This is a genomic window from Micromonospora sp. IBHARD003, from assembly GCF_056106285.1.
Window position 1 is genome coordinate 494209 of sequence record NZ_JBWBBX010000001.1, and the last position, 18618, is coordinate 512826.

The window sequence follows — 18618 nt, forward strand, 5'->3', positions numbered from 1 at the left end:
ATTCCGGATGAGGCGTTGTCACCCTCCGGCCGGCCCTTCCGCACACAACACACCGATCATCCGGGCGACCGTCACGGCCATCGCCGACCGGCCGGCCGAGAGGTAGGCACGGGCGTCGACCACGTCGGTGTGGGTCGCCAGATGGGCGCGGATGGCTCCGGTCATGGCGAGGTTGAGCGCCGTACCGATATTGATCTTCGCCATGCCTGCGCGGACCGCCGCCGACAGCTCGTCGTCCGGGACGCCGGACGATCCGTGCAGCACCAGTGGTACGTCCAGCACCTCGCCCAGCCTGGCGAGGAGTGCGTGGTCGAGCACCGCCGTACGGGTTGTCATCGCATGGGTGCTGCCGACGGCGACGGCGAGTGCGTCCACACCGGCCGCCGCGACGAAGGTCCGTGCCTCGTCCGGGTCGGTACGGGCTCCGGGCGCATGGGCGTCCCGTGGCGCGGCGCCGCCCTTGCCGCCGACCTCGCCCAACTCGGCCTCGATCCAGAGTCCGTTGGCGTGGGCCCAGTCGGCAGCGGCACGGGTCGCGGCGAGGTTCTCCTCGTACGGCAGCCGCGACGCGTCGTACATCAGGGAGCTGAAACCCGCGTCGGCCGCCTGGCGCAGCAGTGCGTCACTGGTGACATGGTCCAGATGGAGTGCGACCGGTACGGTGGCGGCCCGCGCGGCCTCGAGGGCGGCTCGGGCCAGCGGACGCACCCTGCCGTGGCGGTACTTCACGGCGTTCTCGCTGATCTGGAGGATGACCGGGGAACCGGAGGACTCCGCCCCGGCGACGACGGCTTCGGCGTGCTCCAGCGTGATGACGTTGAACGCCGCCACGGCGCGCCCTCGCGCCACCGCTTCGGAGACCAGGGTTGAGGTCTCGGCCAGCGGCATCGTCAGGCTCCGGCGAGGATGACGGAGCGGCTGAGGTGCCGCGGGCGGTCCGGGTCGAGTCCTCGCGCGCCGGCGACGGCGACGGCCAGACGCTGGGCGCGTATCAGCTCGGCCTGCGGGTCGAGGTCCCCGGCCAGCCACATCGCGCCGGTGGCCCGTACCTCGCCTGCCAGTCCGGGCGGCGCCGCGCCGATCATCCAGGTGGCGGTGCCGCGGGCGGCGATGCTGATGGGGCCGTGCCGGTACTCCATCGCCGGGTACGCCTCGGTCCACGACAGGGACGCCTCCCGCATCTTGAGCGCCGCCTCGTTGGCGAGCCCCACGGTCCAGCCCCGGCCGAGGAAGGTGAACTGCCCGCAGCCGGTGAGCCCTTGGGGCAGCGGTTCGGCCAGCGCGGCCCTGGCGTCGTCCACGACGGCGGCGGTGTGCAGTCCGGTGTGGGCACGCAGCAGAGTGAGCGCCGTGGTGGCGAAACGCGTCTGGACGACGGACCTCTCGTCGGCGAAGCCGAGGTCGACGACGTCGTCGGCGGCGCTCGTCACGGGCGCGGCCGGGTCGGCGGTGACGGCAGTGGTACGGGTCTTCCCACGCAGCCTGCGCAGGAGCCGGAGCACCTCGGTGGTGGTGCCCGAGCGGGTGAGCGCGACGACGCGGTCGTAGTGACGCCCCTCGGGAAACTCGGAGGCCGCGAAGGCGTCCGACTCGCCCCGGCCGGCGTCCTCGCGCAGTGCGGCCGCGGCCTGGCTCATGAACAGCGAGGTCCCGCAGCCCACGAATGCCACCCGCTCCCCGTCCGCTGGGAGCGCCCCCGCGCTGCCCTCGGCCAGCTCCGCGGCACGCTCCCAGCACTCCGGCTGGGTGGCCAGCTCGTCGGCGACATGGCTCATATGCGCGCTCCGTTTCTGGATGCACTTTCTTGCAAAATATCGCGCCTCTTCAATCATCTTCAAGCAATCGCGCAGAGGTCGGGGCACGGTCACAGGCGTCGCAGCCCGGCACCGTGGCCGTGCCGGGTGCCCGGCCACCCGCGGTCCTGCTGTCGGCCGCCGGCTGTGGGTTGCCGTGGTGGCTGCACCGGAGCGCGCCGTGCCGGTATCCACGGGACAGCCCTTAGGGTCACGTCGAGCGTTCGAGGAGAGGAGCCGCGGTGTCGCGCGACGCCCGTTGGAAGGAATTGCTGGAGCTGCTCGTCGAGCGGGGCCGTCTGGAGGTCGACGAGGCCGCCGCGGCGCTCGGCGTCTCGCCGGCGACGATCCGGCGGGACTTCGACCAGCTCGCCGAGCAGCAGATGCTCGTCCGCACCCGCGGTGGCGCCGTCGTGCACGGGGTGTCGTACGAGCTCCCGCTGCGCTACAAGACCTCCCGGCGGGCCGCGGAGAAGCAGCGCATCAGCGCGGCGGTGGCCGCGCTGATCTCGCCCGGCGAAGCGGTGGGTTTCACCGGCGGGACCACGACCACCGAGGTCGCCCGGGCCCTCGCCGCCCGGCCCGATCTGGCATCGGGTTCCCCGGCTCTGACGATCGTCACCAACGCCCTCAACATCGCCAATGAGCTGGCGATCCGGCCGCAGTTCAAGATCGTCGTCACCGGTGGCGTGGCCCGTCCGCAGTCGTACGAGCTCATCGGGCCGCTGGCGGACGGTGTGCTCGGCCAGATCACCATGGACGTGGCGGTCCTCGGCGTCGATGCCTTCGACCTCGCCCACGGCGCGGCGGCTCATGACGAGGACGAGGCCGCGATCAACCGTCTGCTGTGCGAGCGGGCCCGGCGCGTGGTAGTCGCCGCGGACTCGACCAAGCTGGGAGCCCGCGCGTTCGCCCGCATCTGCGGCACGGACCAGGTGGACACCCTGGTGACCGATACCGCCGTACCCGACGAGGCCGCCGCCGGGTTCGAGAAGGCGGGGGTGACCGTCATCCGGGCCTGACCCGGCGACGCGGTACCGGCCGCCGGGTCAGGGCATCCAGATGGCGGCGCGCCGGCAGGACGAGGAGGTCTCGGCTGCCGGCGGCGAACGCAGGAGGGCCGGTGAGTGCCGACGGTCCCGGTGACGTCCACGTGCGCCCGCCCCCGGCGCACGGGGGCGGGCGGTGGGGTAGGCCCATGCACGACCGTTCAAGCCGCTTGAGCAGCGGACGTGTCAGCCGAAGCAGCTCGGTACGGGGTTGCCGCTGTCCTCACAGTTGGTGGGCACGTTGTCGATGATCTTGACCTTGCCCTTCGTGACGACGGTGCCGTTGTTCTGGATACCGCCGGCAGGATCGTCGGAGATGTTGCCCTTCACCTTCGAGTTGGTGAGGGTGAGGAGGCTGTCTGCCTCGACGTAGATGCCGCCGCCGGCGTTGCCGGGAGCCAGGTTGTCGATGATCTTCGAACCGCGGATCGCGACCTCTTCCTCGGAGTCCCCCAGGTTGACGTAGACGCCGCCCCCGCCGCTTTCGGTGGTGGCATTGTCGATGATCTTGCTGTCCTCGATCACCGCGGGTGCTTCGAGGTTGATGCCACCGCCACCACCGCTGGTGGCGGTGTTGCCCTTGACGGTGCCATTGCGCACGTAGAGCGCACCGTACTGGTTGTAGATGCCACCGCCGTAGTAGCCGCGGTTGTAGGTGATGGCGGTCTTCTCCACTTCGGTCACACCGCCGTAGTTGTTCAACGCGCCGCCGTAGTAGCCGTAGTTGTAGGAGAGGTAGCTGTCGCTGATCTTCGTCGTGCCGTACTCGTTGACGATGGCCGCATAGCCGTCGGAGATGTTGCCGGTGACCTTGGTGGTGCTCATGTCGAGTTTGCCGTAGTAGCTCGAGACGGCGGCGCCCTCGGTGCCGGAGTTCTTGGCGAGGATGCTGTCGCGGATCGCGGTGACGCCCTCGTTGTAGACACCGCCGCCCTCATAGGAGCTGGTGTCGCTCACGGTGTTGTTCTCGAAGGTGACGTTTTCGACGTCGAGCCGCCCCCCGGGTTTCACGTTGACGCCCCCACCGTCGGCGTCATCGGCCTTGCCGCGGGTGATGGTGAGGTCGCGGAGCTTCAGGTCGCCACCGACGCCGACCTCGAAGATCCGGAACGGGTCGGCATTGGCGGCGCGCGCGATGGTCGCCCCGTTGCCGATGATCGTGATCGGCTGCGTGATCTCGGGCAGGCCGTTGCCGTCCTCGTGGGCGGTGAGCGTATAGGTGCAATTTTCCGCCAACTTCAGGCGACTGGGCCCCTCGACTTCGTTTGCCCGCACGATCGCCGAGATCAAATGGTCCGGGTCACATTCCACGAATACGGCCTTCTCGTGATCCCCCTCGTGCGAACCACGCCCGTGGCCATCCTCGTGGCCATCACCCTTCTTCTTGTCATGGCCCTTCTTCTGGCCCTCGGAGCCCCCCTCATTCCCCTCGTCGCCCTTGGACCCGGAGCCTTCCTTCTTGCTCCCGACGGATACCTTGCCCTGGGAGTCCGAGTGGTCGTCGTGCCCCTTGCCGGCGTCCTTGCCCACGGAGGCGGGCTTCGTCTCCTCGGAGTCCGCGAACGCGACACCAGTCGTGCCGCCGACCATCGTGGCGAAACCGGCCGCGGCAAGAGCGGCGACTTGCCAGTGGCGGCTCGGCGCCCTGGTCCTTGCCCGGGACTCGGCACAAGTGCCCGTGCTCACACCCTGTGATCCAGACATTCGACGTTGTTCTCCTTCTGCGTGACAAGCCGTCAAACCTCCATCCCGGAGGGAAAAGTGCAGGTATCGAATCACAGAAAAAGGAGATAAATAAGACAATAGACCCGCGATGGGTGTGTCGGCTGCCGGCGGCTCAGGTGCGAGGCCCCGAAAGTGCGCTCCGCACGGCTATAACTGAACGATGATCATCCATGTGGTCCCGCTCGACGACTGGCTCGCCATCCCCGAACGCCCCTACGCTCCGCGGTCCTTCGCGGCGGAGGGCTTCATCCACTGCTCCCCCGACGAGGCGACGACGCTCGCGGTCGTCAACGCGTACTACCGCGACACGCCGGGGCCACTGATGGCCCTGCTGATCGACGAGAACCGGCTCAGGTCCCCCGTGCGGCGCGAGCCCGCCGGTTCGGCACCGCCGCCGGGCGTCTCCCCGGACACGCTGTTCCCCCATGTGTACGGTCCGATCGACCGTGAAGCGGTCGAGGGACTGCTGGAGATCCGGCGTGACCCGGACGGCAGGGCCGTGGAATTCGCCCCCTGGGCGTAGGGCCTTTCGTTTGGATCTTGCCGCACGGGAGTCAGCTTCCTGAGTCCTCCGGCGGTCGCCCTCTGCGGGCCACCGTCTGCGGCGAAAGCCGTTCGACCAGATCCTCCAGCTCGGCACAGGCCTGCTCGATCTTCCGCCGGATGGTGCGCTGCTCGGTCACGATCGCGGAGAGCAGCAGGCCGGTCAGCGCTGCGGAACCGTTGAGAGCCTGCAGGGTGCCCATCACCGCGAACAGACTGTGCCCCGCGAAGGTCCCGAGGCGGTCCGTCGCCGCCGAGATCGCCAGGACGGACACGATGAGCACACAGGGGGCTGCGCCGGGCAGCTGGAACCTCAGCGCCGCCCAGACCAGCAGAGGGAAGACGAGGAAGAGCAGCGCGACCGTGCTCCGGGTGGCGACGAACGCGACCACTGCGGTGCTGAGCACGAGCACGACGGCCTCGGCCCAGCGGGCGGGGTGCATGTCCACCGGCCACCGGATCGTGCGGGCCACGAGCAGCAGGGGCGTGATCACCAGGACCCCCATGGCGTCACCCGCCCACCAGGCCGACCAGACCGGCCAGAAGTCCTCGGGGTCGAGGCCCGACAGCACCAGCACACCGGCCGCCGCCGTCGCGCTGACCAGCATCCCCGCGAACGCACCCAGGAACACCAGGGCGAGCCCGTCCCTCAGGCGGTCCAGCTCGGGCCGGAACCCGAAACGGCGCAGCAGCAGATAGGCGCACACCGGCGCGAGGGTGTTCCCGGCGAGGATGCCGAACACGAGGGGGCGGAAAGGAGTGATGGTCAGGATGACCATGAGCGTGCCGAGGGCGATCCCGGGCCAGACCCGCAGCCCGAACCAGATCAGCGAAGCCAGGGCGATACCGGTGGGTGGCCACAGCGGCGTGACAACCGCTCCCTCGACGGAGAGCTGCAGGGTCAGCCCGAGGCGCGCCGCGCCGTAGTAGGCGAGGGCGACGGCGAGCATCAGCAGCAGCACCGCGCCGTAGTGCCTCAGAACCCTGGTACTGCCCACACCTCATCACACAACGTCCCCCGTCCGGACGCACGTCCTGGAGCCGGCGCCGCCGCGCTGGGAGCAGCGGGCCGCACCGTGACCGGCACGGAAGGCGTGCCACGGCACGGCGCCGGGGCGCGTCAGCCGGATCCGCGCGTGGCGGGCGCGTCGTGCTGCAGGACGAGTACGGCGGCGTCGTCCTTGTGGCCGGTGAGCTCGGCTGCCGCCATCACCTCGGCGGCGAGCTCGTCGGCGCCGGCCCCTGCGGCGGTGCCGACCCCCACCAGCCGGGTCACCGTGTCGAGCCCGGTGTCGAGGGACACGGTCGGCCCCTCCATCACTCCGTCGGTGAGCAGCACGAAGGCCCCGGCCCCGGTCAGCCGCCGGGTGGTCACCGGGTACCCCTCGCCGGGCTGCACACCGAGCGGCAGTCCGCCTTCGTCCTGTGCGGCACCGCTGCGGCCGTCCGTCGTGGCCCAGACCGCCGGGACGTGCCCGGCACGGGCGCTCTCGATGGCCCAGGCGGTCGGGTCGAAGCGGACGAAGGTGCAGGTCGCGAAGAGATCGCGGGCCACCGACACCAGCAGGTCGTTGGCCCGGCTGAGCACCTCGCCCGGGTCGGTGGACGCGGTGGCCACGGCGCGCAGCCCGATGCGGATCTGCCCCATGAAGGCGGCGGCCTCGACGTCGTGACCCTGGACGTCCCCGATGGAGAACCCGAGCGAGCCGTCCGGCATGACGAACCCGTCGAACCAGTCGCCACCGATGTCCAGACCGTCGCGGGCGGGGGCGTAGCGGGCGGCGGTCCGCAGTCCCGGCAGCGACGGCAGCCCGGAGGGGAGCATGTCCCGCTGCAGAGCCTCGGCCAGCTCGACCCGGGCCCGCTGGAGTTCCGCGCCCTGCTTCGCCTGCGCGGTGAGACGCCTGAGTGTGATCAGGAGGTCGTCGGCGCTCGCCGACGCCGGGGGACGACGCCGCGTCATGGACTGCTCCGTTGCACCTCGGTGCTGTACGTCCGCATGCGCTGTTCGTCCGCATCCGCGCCGCACACAACTCGACGCTCATCATACTTCCGGGCCCCGGGAGTCGCCTGCGAAGCAGCGAACGCTCCTTCGCCTAGGGTCGTTCCGGCGGCGACCGGTCGTTCGGCGGAGGCCCGTCGAATGGAAACCGGCCGGACGGAGACCCGCCGGACGGCCCCCGGGATGGGTGTACGCGCCGGGGAACCAGATCAGGAGGCAGCTCAGGTGACCACGCCCCAGCCCACACCCTCACCCGCGGACGACAACGGCGGGGCGCGCCCGACGGTGGCCGTGCTCGGCACCGGAATCATGGGTGCGGGTATGGCCCGGAGCATGCTGAGGGCCGGACTGCCCGTGCGGGTGTGGAACCGTACGCGCGCGAAGGCCGATGCGCTGGTGGCCGACGGGGCGCACAGCGCCGCCACTCCCGCCGAGGCCGTCACGGGGGCGGACGTGGTGCTGACCATGCTCAACGACGGCCCGCGCGTGCTGTCCGCCATGCGGGACACGGACGGCGGCCTCGCCCGTGGCACGGTGTGGGCCCAGGCCGCCACGGTCGGCGACGCGGCCACGGCCGAACTGTCCGGCTTCGCCCGCGAACACGGCCTGGTCTTCGCCGACACGCCGGTGCTCGGTTCGCAGCCCGCCGCCGAAGCGGGTGAACTGCTCGTCCTGGCCGCCGGCCCGTCCGCCGCCCGGGAGGCGCTCGAGCCGGTCTTCGCCGCCATCGGCCGCCGTACCGCCTGGGTCGGTGACGACGGCTCCACGGCCGCGGCGAGCCGTCTCAAGCTGGTCCTCAACAGCTGGCTCACCGGCCTCACCCACGCCGGAGCCGAGTCCCTCGCCCTCGCCCGGGGCCTCGGGGTCGACCCCGAGGACTTCCTCCGTTCCCTCGAGGGAGGGCCGCTGGACAGCGGCTATCTGCGCATCAAGGCCGCGATGATCGTGAGCGGCGACTACTCCCCCACGTTCACCGTGTCCAACGCCCTCAAGGACTCCCGTCTCATCAACGAAGCCGCCGAGCGAGCCGGAGTCCGCCTCGACCTCGCCCAGGCGGGGCTCGCACGCTTCGAACGTGTCGAGCGCGCCGGTCACGGAGGCGACGACATGGCCGCCACCTATCTGGCGTCCTTCGCAGCCGGGAACGCCGGATAGGTGACGGAATACGTGGCGGACAGTCGGCGGGCGGGGCCGTGGCGAAGAGGGCCCCAGCCCCTTCTCACCCGGTCCCGGGACACCCGTTCGGCGGTGCCCGGGGACTGGCCACCTCCCCCTAGCGGGTAGCCACGCCTCATGCCCTTCAGATTCGGGGCGCCGGACGACAACGACGAGGCGCGCCACGGTCACTGGTTCGCCCGGCTCTACCGGCGTGCGCAGACCTCGGTGGTCGGGCTCGCCTGGAGCCGCGGCCGCGAGATGGAGCTGATGCACCGCGCCATGGGCTTCGCCGCTCTGGGCTTCCTGACCCTGGTGCCGTTGCTGGTCGTCGTCGCGGCCGCGGACCTGCCGAGCGGCCAGGGGTTCGCGAAGTGGCTCGTCCAGGGCCTCGGGGTGTCCGAGGTGTCGCAGGAAGAGGTGGAGGAGCTGTTCGGCCCCTCGGGGCAGGCCCTCCAGCGCACGACCGCACTCGGATTGGCCGCCCTGGCCGCGTTCGGGGTCACGTTCGGTTCCGCGGTCCAGACCGGCTACGAAAGGGCGTGGGACCTCCCGACGGCGCGCTGGCACACCATGTGGCGCCATGTCGTGTGGCTCGCCGTACTGATCGTGGCGCTGCTGGTGTTCGTCACCACGCCCACCCCGGCCAACGCCTCCGCGCTGGAGACCGTGGGAGTCGCGACCAGCGACGTGGTCGGCGCGTTCTTCTTCTTTTGGTGGTCGCAGCGGCTGCTGCTGTGCGGCCGGATCCGCTGGCGGGCCCTCGCGCCCGGAGCGGCGGCCACCGCACTGGGTCTGCTCGGGCTGCGGATCTTCTCCCAGCTCGTCTTCTCGCCGCTGATCGCCGCGAACGCCGTGACCTACGGCCCGTTCGGGACCGTGCTCGTGCTGCAGTCCTGGCTGGTCGGGGTGGGGTTCGTGGTGTACGGCGGCGCCTTGGTCGGCCGGCTGTTCCACGAGGCGCGGGTGCGGCGCAGGATCGATGCCGAGCTGAACCGCCGGCGACCGGGGCCCTGACCAGTGCGGTGACCGGACACCGGCCGGACTCCCGCCACGGCCCGCCGCCCACGGCTCGCGCGGTCGCCCCGGAGGGCGGCCCAGTGCTAGAACTGTGAACATGATCGGACGTTCCCGCCGGTCCCGGCTGCCGGCGGTCCAGCCGCCCAGCCGCCTGCGGGCACACGATCAGGGCGTGCGGGCGACGGCGCCGAGCCGCCGTCCGCCTTCACTGCTGGGTGTCCAGAGCCTCGCCGCCCAGGTCTTCCTCCTCCAGGCGATCGTCGTCATCCTGCTCGTCATCTCCGGCACGGCGGCGCTGGTCCTGCAGGCGCGCTACGACAGCCGCCAGGACGCCGAGAACCGCTCGCTCGCCGCCGCGGAGAGCTTCGCGCACGGCCCGGGTACGGCGCTCGCGCTGAAGTCGCCGAACCCCACCGCGATCCTGCAGCCGGCCGCCACCCAGGCTCAGCAGGCGGCGGGTATCGACTTCATCTCCGTACTGGGCGTGGACGGGGTCCGCTACACGGACCCGGTGCCGGCGCTCATCGGCACGCGCATCGAGGGCGATGTCTCGCGAGCGGCCAAGGGCAAGCCGTTCACCGAGACCTTCCAGGGCCAGCCGCGGGACGCGGTCAGGGCCGTCGTTCCGGTCACCGACGCCAAGGGGCAGGTCGTCGGCATGGTCAGCGCCGGTATCCAGGTCGCGAATGTCGGCGACCTGCTGGACCGGCAGCTGCCGGTCGTGCTGGCGTCGGCCGCGGGCGCGCTGGCGCTCGCCACCGGTGGTGCGGCCCTGGTCAGCCGGCGACTGCGACGCCAGACGCACGGTCTCGACCCGGCCGAGATGACCCGGATGTTCGAACACCACGACGCGGTGCTGCACGCGGTGCGCGAGGGCGTGCTGATCGTCGGCGGCGACGGCCGTCTGGTGCTCGCCAACGACGAGGCGCGGCGGCTGCTCGATCTGCCCCCGAAAGCGGACCGCAGGCCCGTCTCCGAGCTCGGTCTCGGCGCCGGCATGACCCAGCTGCTCGTCTCCGGCGAGGAGGTCTCCGACGCGGTCTTCCTCTCCGGTGACCGGCTGCTCGCCGTCAACACCCGGCCGACGGCCCCCTACGGCGGTGTACCGGGCGTCGTCGCCAGCCTCCGGGACACCACGGAGCTGCGGGCCCTGTCCGGCCGGGCCGAGATCGCCAGGGAACGGCTCACCCTGCTCTACGAGGCGGGGGTGCGGATCGGCACGACACTGAACGTGGGGCGCACGGCGGAGGAGCTCGCGGAGGTGGCCGTCCCGCGGTTCGCCGATTTCACCAGCGTGGAACTGCTCGACCATGTGCTGCGCGGTGAGGAGCCGACGAGCGCGGCGACCGAGATGCGGCGCACCGCGCTGTACGGCATCCGCGACGACTCTCCGCTCCAGCCCGTGGGCGACCTGATCCGGTTCGTGATCCCGGCGACTCCGATGGCCATGGCCCTGGAAGGCGGCCAGGCCGTGCTCTCGCCGGACCTCAGCGAGCAGCAGAACTGGCGGACGCAGGACCCGGAAGGGGCGCGGCAGGCGCTCGCGTACGGCATCCGCTCACTGATCACGGTGCCGCTCCAGGCCCGTGGCGTGGTGCTCGGGATGGCGAACTTCTGGCGGACCGGGAACCAGCCGTACTTCGACGAGGACGACGTCTCGTTCGCCGAGGAGCTCGCCGCGCGGGCGGCCGTGGCGATCGACAACGCCCGCCGGTTCACCCGCGAACACGCCATGTCGGTCACGCTCCAGCGCAGCCTGCTTCCGCGTGATCTGCCGCAGCAGGAGGCCCTGGAGGTGGCCTGGCGCTACCTGCCCGCGCAGAGCGGGGTGGGCGGCGACTGGTTCGACGTCATTCCGCTGCCGGGGTTCCGGGTCGCCCTCGTCGTCGGCGATGTCGTCGGCCACGGTATGTACGCCGCGGCGACCATGGGCCGGCTGCGCACCGCAGTGATCAACTTCTCCTCCCTCGACCTGCCGCCCGCCGATCTCCTGGCGCACCTCGACGACCTGGTGATCCGGATCGACGCGGACCAGCGGGCCGAGGACGACCACGACCGCGGACCGGTGACGGGTGCGACCTGTCTCTACGCCGTCTACGACTCGGTCAGCGGGCGCTGCACCCTCGCGCACGCCGGGCATCTGCCGCCCGCGCTGGTCGATCCCGTGCACGGCGTCACCTATCCGGAGCTTCCGGTGTCACCGCCGCTCGGCATCGGCGGGCATCCGTTCGAGGAGACCGAGCTGGAGCTTTCCGAGGGCAGCCGGATCGTCCTGTTCACGGACGGGCTCGTCGAAGACCGCCGACGTGACATCGACGAGGGGCTCGAGCTGCTGCGCCACGCCATCTCCGAGCCGGGGCTGACCCCCGAGGAGACCTGCCGGGCGGTGACGGAGGCCATGCCGCGCAGCAGCCAGTCGAGTGACGACATCGCCCTGCTCGTCGCTCGTACGCACCGGCTCCCCGCGGACCGGGTCGCGGTCTGGGACGTGCCACTCGATGTGGCGGAGGTGTCCCGGGCGCGTGCCGAGGCGGGGCGCAGGCTCGCCGAATGGGGCATCGGGGACGCGTCGTTCGTAGCCGAGCTGGTGCTCAGCGAACTGCTCACCAACGCCATCCGCTACGGTGCCGAACCCGTGCAGGCACGGCTGCTCTACGGCAACACGCTCATCTGCGAGGTGTCCGACGGCAGCAGCACCTCGCCCCATCTGCGCCGGGCGGCGGCGACCGACGAGGGCGGACGCGGGCTGTTCCTGGTGGCCCAGTTCTCGCAGCGCTGGGGCACGCGCTATGCGGCGGGAGGAAAGATCATCTGGGCGGAGATGGGGCTCGGGGGCGAGTTCCCGGAGGAGACCATGATGGTGCTCGACGACGAACTCGCCCTGTGACGGCGGCGGTTTCCGAGGGGTACCTCCCGGCGGTAGCCGGGAGAGCGCCGTGCAGGGCGCCGCGAGCCGGTGAACCCGTCCGGTCACAGCCACCGACCATAGCTTTGTGGCTACGAGGCGACGGGCCGGGCCTCGACGCCCGATGCGGGCTGCTGGTGGCCGCCGCTCGCGAGCATCCGTACCTCTCCGCGGTCACTGATCTCCGCCTGCACGATGCCGGTGTCGTCGGCGTAGACGGGATGGCCACCGGGTCCCTTCCGCTCGGTGCGGTGGACGACGACGGCGTCCTCGTCGGCCGCTTCGCGCGCGTCCACCACGGCGGCGTGTGCGAAGACCAGCTCGTAATCCTTGCGGTTTCCGTTCCGGTTCATGGCGCCCTCCTCTGCCGACAGCCGGGCATATTGCCGATATGTCACCCGAATGACCATTATCGAGCAATTCACTCTCCGCGCGAGCGCCAGGCGACCGCCCCGGCACCGAGGGTGACCACTCGGGAAGGGTTCGCGTCCGGTCCGTGGGGTGAGGTACATCCGGGTGGTGTCTCCCGGCGGTGGCCGGGAGGGCACCGAAGCGGTCGTCACGGGCCGGTCCGTCCCGTCCTCCCGGCAAACCCGCCGGGCTTCAGCAGATACGCGGCAGCTGCTCTCCGAGCGGAAGGTCGACGACCCTCGTACCGCCGAGCCCGGTGCGTGCCACCACCATCCCGTGGTGGGCGTCGACCACCTCGCCGATCACGGCGGCGTCCGTGCCGAGAGGGTGCGCCCGCATGGCCGCGAATACGGCGTCGGCGACCTCGGGGCGGACGAAGGCGACGAGCTTGCCCTCGTTCGCGACGTACATCGGATCCAGGCCCAGTACGGCACAGGCGCTGGCGACCGCCTCCGGGACCGGAACGGCACGCTCCCTGACGACCACACCCGTGCCGGAGGCCACCGCGATCTCGTTGAGGGCGGCGGCCAGCCCGCCACGCGTCGGGTCCCGCAGCACATGCAGGGCGGACGGGTCCTCGGTGGCCGCGAGCATCGCCTCGACCAGGCCCCCGAGCGCGGCGCAGTCGCTCTGGATCCCGACGCCGAACTCCAGGCCCTCGCGCACGCTCATGATGGCCACCCCGTGGACGCCGACGTGCCCGCTGACGATCACCACGTCACCGGGGACGACACGCTGCGGACGCAGGTCGACGCCCTGCGGGATGAGTCCGATGCCGGAGGTGTTGATGAACACGCCGTCCCCGTGGCCGGCCTCCACGACCTTGGTGTCGCCGGTGGCGACCTCCACCCCGGCCGTTCTGGCCGCCGCGCCGAGCGCCTCCGCCACCCGCGCCACGACGGCGATCTCGACTCCCTCTTCGAGGATGAACCCGCACGACAGATAGGCGGCCTTCGCGCCGCTCATGGCGAGGTCGTTCACCGTGCCGTTGACCGCGAGGTCGCCGATACTGCCGCCGGGGAAGAACAGCGGCCGGACCACGAACGAATCGGTGGAGAACGCCAGCCGCGCACCGCCGAGTTCGAGCGCAGCGGAGTCCCCGAGGCCGGCCAGCGCCGGTCCGCCGAACGCGGGCGCGAAGATGTCCCGGACCAGCTCAGCGGACATCGCGCCACCACCGCCGTGGCCCATGACCACACGCGGCTGGTCACGTACGGGCAGCGGACACGTCCACGCCAGTACGTCCGGGGCCCCGGACGCGACGGTGACCCCGCACTGTTCCGCCGCGGCGGCCGTGGAATCGGTGCGGTGCGGGGCACGGGTGCTCTCAGACAACGGGGCTGCCTTCCAGTGACGGGGCCGGCAGATCGAGCCGCCGGTAGAGGTAGTAGGCGGCGCATGCTCCCTCGCTGGAGACCATGGTGGCGCCGAGCGGGGTGCGCGGCGTGCAGACGGTGCCGAAGGCCTCGCACTGATGGGGCTTCAGCAGCCCCTGCAGGACCTCGCCGCTGCGGCACGCGGCCGGTTCGCGGGTGTCGATGCCCGACACCGAGAAGCGGTACTCGGCGTCGTAGTCGCGGTAGCGCGGGGAGAGCCGCCAGCCACTGTCGGGGATCACCCCGATACCGCGCCAGGCACGGTCGGTGACCTCGAAGACGTCGTCGAGCATCGCCCGCGCCGCGGGGTTCCCCTCGGGCCTGACGGCTCGCGGGTAGGCGTTGACCACGGTGTGCTCGCCCCGCTCCAGCTGCAGGACGGTGCGCCGTACCCCTTCCAGGATGTCCAGCGGTTCGAAGCCGGTCACGACGATCGGGACCCGGTGGCGCTCGGCGAGTCCGGGGTACTCGCCGACTCCCATCACGCTGCACACATGGCCGGCGGCGAGGAAGGCCTGCACCCGGCACTTCGGGGACCGCATGATCGCCTCGATCGCGGGCGGGACCCGGACATGGGACACGAGCAGGCTGAAGTTGGGGATACCGAGTCTGCGCGCCTGGTACACCGTCATGGCGTTGGGCGGAGCGGTGGTCTCGAAGCCGATCCCGAAGAAGACGACCTCGCGGTCCGGGTTCTGCTGGGCGACCCGCAGGGCGTCGAGCGGCGAGTAGACGACACGTACGTCCCCGCCCTCGCCGCGCACCTGGAACAGATCACGGCCCGTGCCCGGGACCCTGAGCATGTCGCCGAAGGAACAGAAGATCACCCCGGGCCGGGAGGCGATCTCCAGCGCCTTGTCGATCACCTCCAGCGGGGTCACGCACACGGGGCAGCCGGGGCCGTGGATCAACTCCACCTCGTCGGGGAGGAGTTGGTCGATGCCGTGCCGGATGATCGTGTGGGTCTGACCGCCGCAGACCTCCATCAGCGCCCAGGGCCGGGTGACGGTGGCCCGGATCTCGTCGAGCAGCCGCCCGGCGAGTGCGGGGTCCTGGAACTCGTCGATGTACTTCACCGCTGTCCCTCCTCCGGTACGCCACCGGTGTGCGGGGCAGCCGGACCGGTGCCGTGCGCCCCGTCGGCGGCCGCCAGTTCCCACGGGTCGCCGAACTCCTCCTGCAGCATCCCGAGCTTCTCGAACAGTTCCAGGGTCTGACGGGCCGACTCCTCGTCCAGCCGCTGCAGGGCGAACCCCACGTGGACGATGGCGTATTCACCGACCTGCAGGTCCGGCAGGTACTCCAGGCACACCTCCTTCACCACGCCGCCGAAGTCGACGGTCGCCATACGGGTTCCGTCCCGGTCCTCGATGCCCAGCACTCGGCCGGGTACCGCCAAGCACATGCGTGTCTCCTCTTGGTTCGGGGCTCGGTTCTCCCCCTGCCTTCGGCGGACGGGCCCCCGGTCCTCGCTGTCGCCGGCCCGTCACCCGGCGGCCCCGGTCGCGGTGCGGGCGGCCACGACGAGCTGGCCGAGCGCCAGCCCTCCGTCGTTCGGGGGGATCCGGTGATGGCGCAGCACGGTGAAGCCGTCGTCCCGCAGTCCACGGGCACAGGCCGACGACAGCAGCGCGTTGGCGAAGACCCCGCCGGACAGCGCCACCGTGGTCAGGCCGTGCTGCTCGCGTGCCGACGCACAGACCGTACGGACGAGCCGGGCGACGGCCGTGTGGAACCGGGCCGCGACGGACGCGGCCGGGGTGCCCTCCCTGACGTCCCGGGCCACGGCGGCGAGCACGGGGGCGGGGTCGGCGGCCAGCGGGGACGGGCCGCCCGGCTCCGGCGCGTGCAGGGTGAAGTCATAGCCGCCGGCGTGCTCCAAGGGAGCACTGACCGCGGCCGCCTCGAGTTCGACGGCGGCCTGTGCCTCGTAGCCGGCGCGGTGGCACACGCCCGTGAGGGAGGACACGGCGTCGAACAGCCGACCCATGCTGGAGGTGGGTACGCAGTTGAGGCCGCGTTCCAGTTGTCGTTCCAGCAGGGCGAGTTCGCGGTCGGGGCAGGCCCTTACGCAGGGCAGGTCGGAGGCCCATCCGATGCCCGCCGCCCACAGATGGGCCAGTGCCATGCGATAGGGCCGCTGGACGGCGGCGTCGCCGCCGGGCAGCGGTACGTAGGCGAGATGGGCGTAGCGCGTGAAGCCGCTGTAGTCCGCGAGCAGGAACTCCCCTCCCCACACGGCGCCGTCGTCCCCGTAGCCGGTGCCGTCGAAGGCGACACCGATCACCTGTCCCTGACCGTCCAGGCCGTGCTCGGCCATCGCGGACGCGATATGGGCGTGGTGGTGCTGGACGTGTACGAGGGGCCGGTCCCCGGCATGGCGCCGGGCCCACTGGCCCGAGCGGTAGCCGGGATGTGCGTCGGCGGCCAGCATCCCGGGGCGCACTCCGGTGATCCGCTCCAGCTGCTCCTCGGCACAGGCGAAGGCGTGCTGGGTGGCGAGGTCGTCCATGTCGCCGATGTGCGCCGAGAGCCAGGCCTTGCTGCCGCGGCCGAGACAGAAGGTGTTCTTGAGGTCGCCGCCCACGGCGAGTGCGGGCACCACGGGGACCGGGAGCGTCACCGGAAGCGGGGCGTAGCCGCGTGAGCGGCGCACCGTCAGGGGTTCGCCGTCGCAGACGCGCACCACGGAGTCGTCGCAGGGGACATGGATCGGACGGTTGTGGAGCAGCCACGCGTCGGCGAGGTGGGCCAGCCGGTCGAGTGCCTCCGTGTCGTCGGTGACGATCGGCTCCCCGCCGAAGTTCCCGCTGGTCATGACCAGCAGCTCGGGTCCGGCCTGCTGTTTGTCCGGGCCCTGGGCGCCGTTCGCGCCCAGACCGAGGAGCAGATGGTGCAGCGGCGTGTAGGGCAGCATCACACCAAGGTCGGGGCTGCCGGGCGCGACGCCGTCCGCGATGCGGGGAGCGCCGGACCGGGGCAGGGGCTGCCGGCGCCGCCGCATCAGGACGATCGGATGGACGGTGCCGGTGAGCAACTCCCGTTCCGCCGCCCCCATGTGGACGAGGTGCTCGACCGCGGCGGGATCCCGGGCCATCAGTGCGAACGGCTTGTCGCCGCGCGCCTTGCGCCGGCGCAGCAGAGCGACCGCGGCGGAGTTGGTCGCATCGCAGGCGAGGTGATAGCCGCCGAGTCCCTTGACGGCTACCACCGCGCCCTCCGACAGCAGCCTGCGGGCGTGGACCACCGGATCGGCGGCGACCGGCCCGTACAGACTGCGGTCGGCGGGGTCGACGGCCTCCACCAGTTCGGGCCGCATACCCGGGGCCGCGGGTGCCACGACCAGCCGCAGCCGCGGCCCGCAGGCGGGGCAGGCGACCGGCTGCGCGTGGAACCGGCGGTCGTGGGGATCGGTGTACTCGCGCGCGCAGTCGGCGCACAGGGGGAAGTCGGCCATGGTGGTGTGTGCGCGGTCGTAGGGCAGGCCGGTGACGATGGTGAAGCGCGGGCCGCAGTGGGTGCAGTTGATGAAGGGGTGCCGGTGGCGGCGGTCGGCCGGGTCGGCGAGTTCGGCCAGGCAGTCGTCGCAGGTGGCGGTGTCCGGGGAGACCAATGTCCGTACGGGTCCTTCGGTGTGCGAGGGGACGATGGCGAACCCGCTGCCGCCGGTCGCCGGGACCTCCTCGTCGTGTACGGACTCCACCAGCGCGAGCGGCGGGGCGTCCACGGCGATGCGGGTGCAGAACCGCGCGACGGCGACGGGCTCGCCCTCGACTTCGGCGACGACCCCGTCCCCGGTGTTGGTCACATGTCCGGCCAACTCGAGTCGGGTGGCGAGGGTGTAGACGTACGGCCGGAACCCCACGCCCTGCACCACGCCGCGGACGGTGACCCGCCGGCGTTGCACCGATGCCGTGAGTGCCGTTCCGGGCGGCGGGGAGCTCATGGACGCGCCTGTGCCAGGACCGGGGCGTGGACCGGGCTTCCCTCCGCCGCCGCCAGCGCCCGGTCGAGCAGGGCGCCGGTGCCCTGCCCCGTCCGCGCGGAGGTGAGGAGTACGTTCACACCCGGGTTGACCTGCTGCACATGGGAGCGGAAGGCCGCCTCGTCGAATCCGACGGCGTCCGCGATATCGGTCTTGGTGACGATCACGAGGTGGGCGAGCCCGAAGGCCGTGGGGTACTTCAGCGGTTTGTCCTCGCCCTCGGTCACCGAGGCCAGCACCACCCGCAGCGACTCCCCGAGGTCGTAGGAGGCGGGGCAGACCAGATTGCCGACGTTCTCCACGAAGAGCAGCCGGGTGTGCTCGGGGAGCCAGCCGTGCAGATGCCCGGCGAGCATCCCCGCCTCCAGATGGCACAGCCCATCGGTCAGCACCTGCTTCACGGGGGCACCCGACCGGGCGAGCCGCTCGGCGTCCCTCTCGGTCGCGAGGTCGGCCGTGAGCGCCGCGACCCGTACGCCGCGCTCCTGGGCCAGCAGCAGCTCGGCCTCCAGCAGAGCGGTCTTGCCGCTGCCGGGGCTGGACAGCACGTTCACCACAGTGGTGCCCTGAGCGGCCAGACCGGCGCGCAGCGTCTGCGCCGTCGCATCGTTCTTGGCGAGCACCGCCTGCTGCAGATCAACGACACGGCACATG

General features: G+C 71.5%; 16 protein-coding genes. 5 read left to right on the forward strand and 11 right to left on the reverse strand.

The features are described from left to right. Nucleotides 1-18: 18 nt before the first annotated feature. Nucleotides 19-888, reverse strand: coding sequence for a class II fructose-bisphosphate aldolase (locus ACTWOL_RS02020; RefSeq protein ID WP_474293648.1), 870 nt, complete (start codon nucleotides 886-888; stop codon nucleotides 19-21). Between the two features lie 2 nt (nucleotides 889-890). Beyond that, on the reverse strand, nucleotides 891-1775 hold the full coding sequence (locus tag ACTWOL_RS02025; protein WP_474293650.1) for an SIS domain-containing protein: 885 nt from the start codon (nucleotides 1773-1775) through the stop codon (nucleotides 891-893). A gap of 260 nt (nucleotides 1776-2035) precedes the next feature. Between ACTWOL_RS02025 and ACTWOL_RS02030 the strand changes: the two genes are divergently transcribed. Next, nucleotides 2036-2815 (forward strand): DeoR/GlpR family DNA-binding transcription regulator, encoded by a 780-nt coding sequence (locus ACTWOL_RS02030; protein ID WP_474293652.1) that lies wholly within the window; start codon nucleotides 2036-2038, stop codon nucleotides 2813-2815. A 213-nt stretch (nucleotides 2816-3028) separates the two neighbouring features. Here ACTWOL_RS02030 and ACTWOL_RS02035 read toward each other — a convergent pair whose 3' ends face one another. Continuing rightward, nucleotides 3029-4546 carry a right-handed parallel beta-helix repeat-containing protein gene (locus tag ACTWOL_RS02035; protein WP_474293654.1) on the reverse strand — a complete coding sequence of 506 codons (1518 nt, stop codon included), beginning with the start codon at nucleotides 4544-4546 and terminating at the stop codon, nucleotides 3029-3031. Nucleotides 4547-4727: 181 nt separating this feature from the next. Here ACTWOL_RS02035 and ACTWOL_RS02040 point away from each other — a divergent pair, with 181 nt between their 5' ends. Then, nucleotides 4728-5090 (forward strand): DUF952 domain-containing protein, encoded by a 363-nt coding sequence (locus ACTWOL_RS02040; protein WP_474293655.1) that lies wholly within the window; start codon nucleotides 4728-4730, stop codon nucleotides 5088-5090. Between the two features lie 31 nt (nucleotides 5091-5121). Here ACTWOL_RS02040 and ACTWOL_RS02045 read toward each other — a convergent pair whose 3' ends face one another. Further along, nucleotides 5122-6108, reverse strand: coding sequence for an MASE1 domain-containing protein (locus tag ACTWOL_RS02045; protein WP_474293657.1), 987 nt, complete (start codon nucleotides 6106-6108; stop codon nucleotides 5122-5124). A 122-nt stretch (nucleotides 6109-6230) separates the two neighbouring features. Continuing rightward, complete coding sequence (locus ACTWOL_RS02050) at nucleotides 6231-7073, reverse strand: PP2C family protein-serine/threonine phosphatase (protein WP_474293659.1); 843 nt, start codon at nucleotides 7071-7073, stop codon at nucleotides 6231-6233. Nucleotides 7074-7337: 264 nt separating this feature from the next. On the opposite strand from ACTWOL_RS02050, the gene ACTWOL_RS02055 reads away from it, so the two are divergent. From ACTWOL_RS02055 to ACTWOL_RS02065, 3 genes are all read left to right on the forward strand, one after another. Next, nucleotides 7338-8267 carry an NAD(P)-dependent oxidoreductase gene (locus ACTWOL_RS02055; protein WP_474293661.1) on the forward strand — a complete coding sequence of 310 codons (930 nt, stop codon included), beginning with the start codon at nucleotides 7338-7340 and terminating at the stop codon, nucleotides 8265-8267. Between the two features lie 138 nt (nucleotides 8268-8405). Then, on the forward strand, nucleotides 8406-9284 hold the full coding sequence (locus ACTWOL_RS02060) for a YhjD/YihY/BrkB family envelope integrity protein (RefSeq protein WP_474293663.1): 879 nt from the start codon (nucleotides 8406-8408) through the stop codon (nucleotides 9282-9284). A 100-nt stretch (nucleotides 9285-9384) separates the two neighbouring features. Then, on the forward strand, nucleotides 9385-12174 hold the full coding sequence (locus ACTWOL_RS02065) for a SpoIIE family protein phosphatase (protein WP_474293665.1): 2790 nt from the start codon (nucleotides 9385-9387) through the stop codon (nucleotides 12172-12174). A gap of 110 nt (nucleotides 12175-12284) precedes the next feature. Here the strand turns inward: ACTWOL_RS02065 and ACTWOL_RS02070 are convergent, their stop codons facing one another. From ACTWOL_RS02070 to hypB, 6 genes are all read right to left on the reverse strand, one after another. Further along, complete coding sequence (locus tag ACTWOL_RS02070) at nucleotides 12285-12545, reverse strand: DUF6296 family protein (RefSeq protein ID WP_474293667.1); 261 nt, start codon at nucleotides 12543-12545, stop codon at nucleotides 12285-12287. 250 nt (nucleotides 12546-12795) lie between these two features. Next, a complete protein-coding gene (gene hypE, locus ACTWOL_RS02075; RefSeq protein ID WP_474293669.1) occupies nucleotides 12796-13938 on the reverse strand; it encodes a hydrogenase expression/formation protein HypE in 1143 nt (380 codons plus the stop codon). Beyond that, entirely contained in the window at nucleotides 13931-15055 is a 1125-nt protein-coding gene (gene hypD / locus ACTWOL_RS02080; RefSeq protein WP_474293671.1) for a hydrogenase formation protein HypD, read from the reverse strand. Before hypD ends, hypE begins: the two co-directional genes overlap by 8 nt. Continuing rightward, nucleotides 15052-15384 carry a HypC/HybG/HupF family hydrogenase formation chaperone gene (locus tag ACTWOL_RS02085; RefSeq protein WP_474293673.1) on the reverse strand — a complete coding sequence of 111 codons (333 nt, stop codon included), beginning with the start codon at nucleotides 15382-15384 and terminating at the stop codon, nucleotides 15052-15054. Before ACTWOL_RS02085 ends, hypD begins: the two co-directional genes overlap by 4 nt. Before the next feature lie 81 nt (nucleotides 15385-15465). Continuing rightward, the gene (gene hypF / locus ACTWOL_RS02090) at nucleotides 15466-17925 is read right to left on the reverse strand and encodes a carbamoyltransferase HypF (RefSeq protein ID WP_474293675.1); all 2460 of its coding nucleotides are present in this window, start codon (nucleotides 17923-17925) and stop codon (nucleotides 15466-15468) included. Then, nucleotides 17922-18617: a hydrogenase nickel incorporation protein HypB gene (gene hypB / locus ACTWOL_RS02095; RefSeq protein ID WP_474293677.1), complete on the reverse strand. Its 696-nt coding sequence runs from the start codon at nucleotides 18615-18617 to the stop codon at nucleotides 17922-17924. Before hypB ends, hypF begins: the two co-directional genes overlap by 4 nt. Nucleotide 18618: the final 1 nt, after the last annotated feature.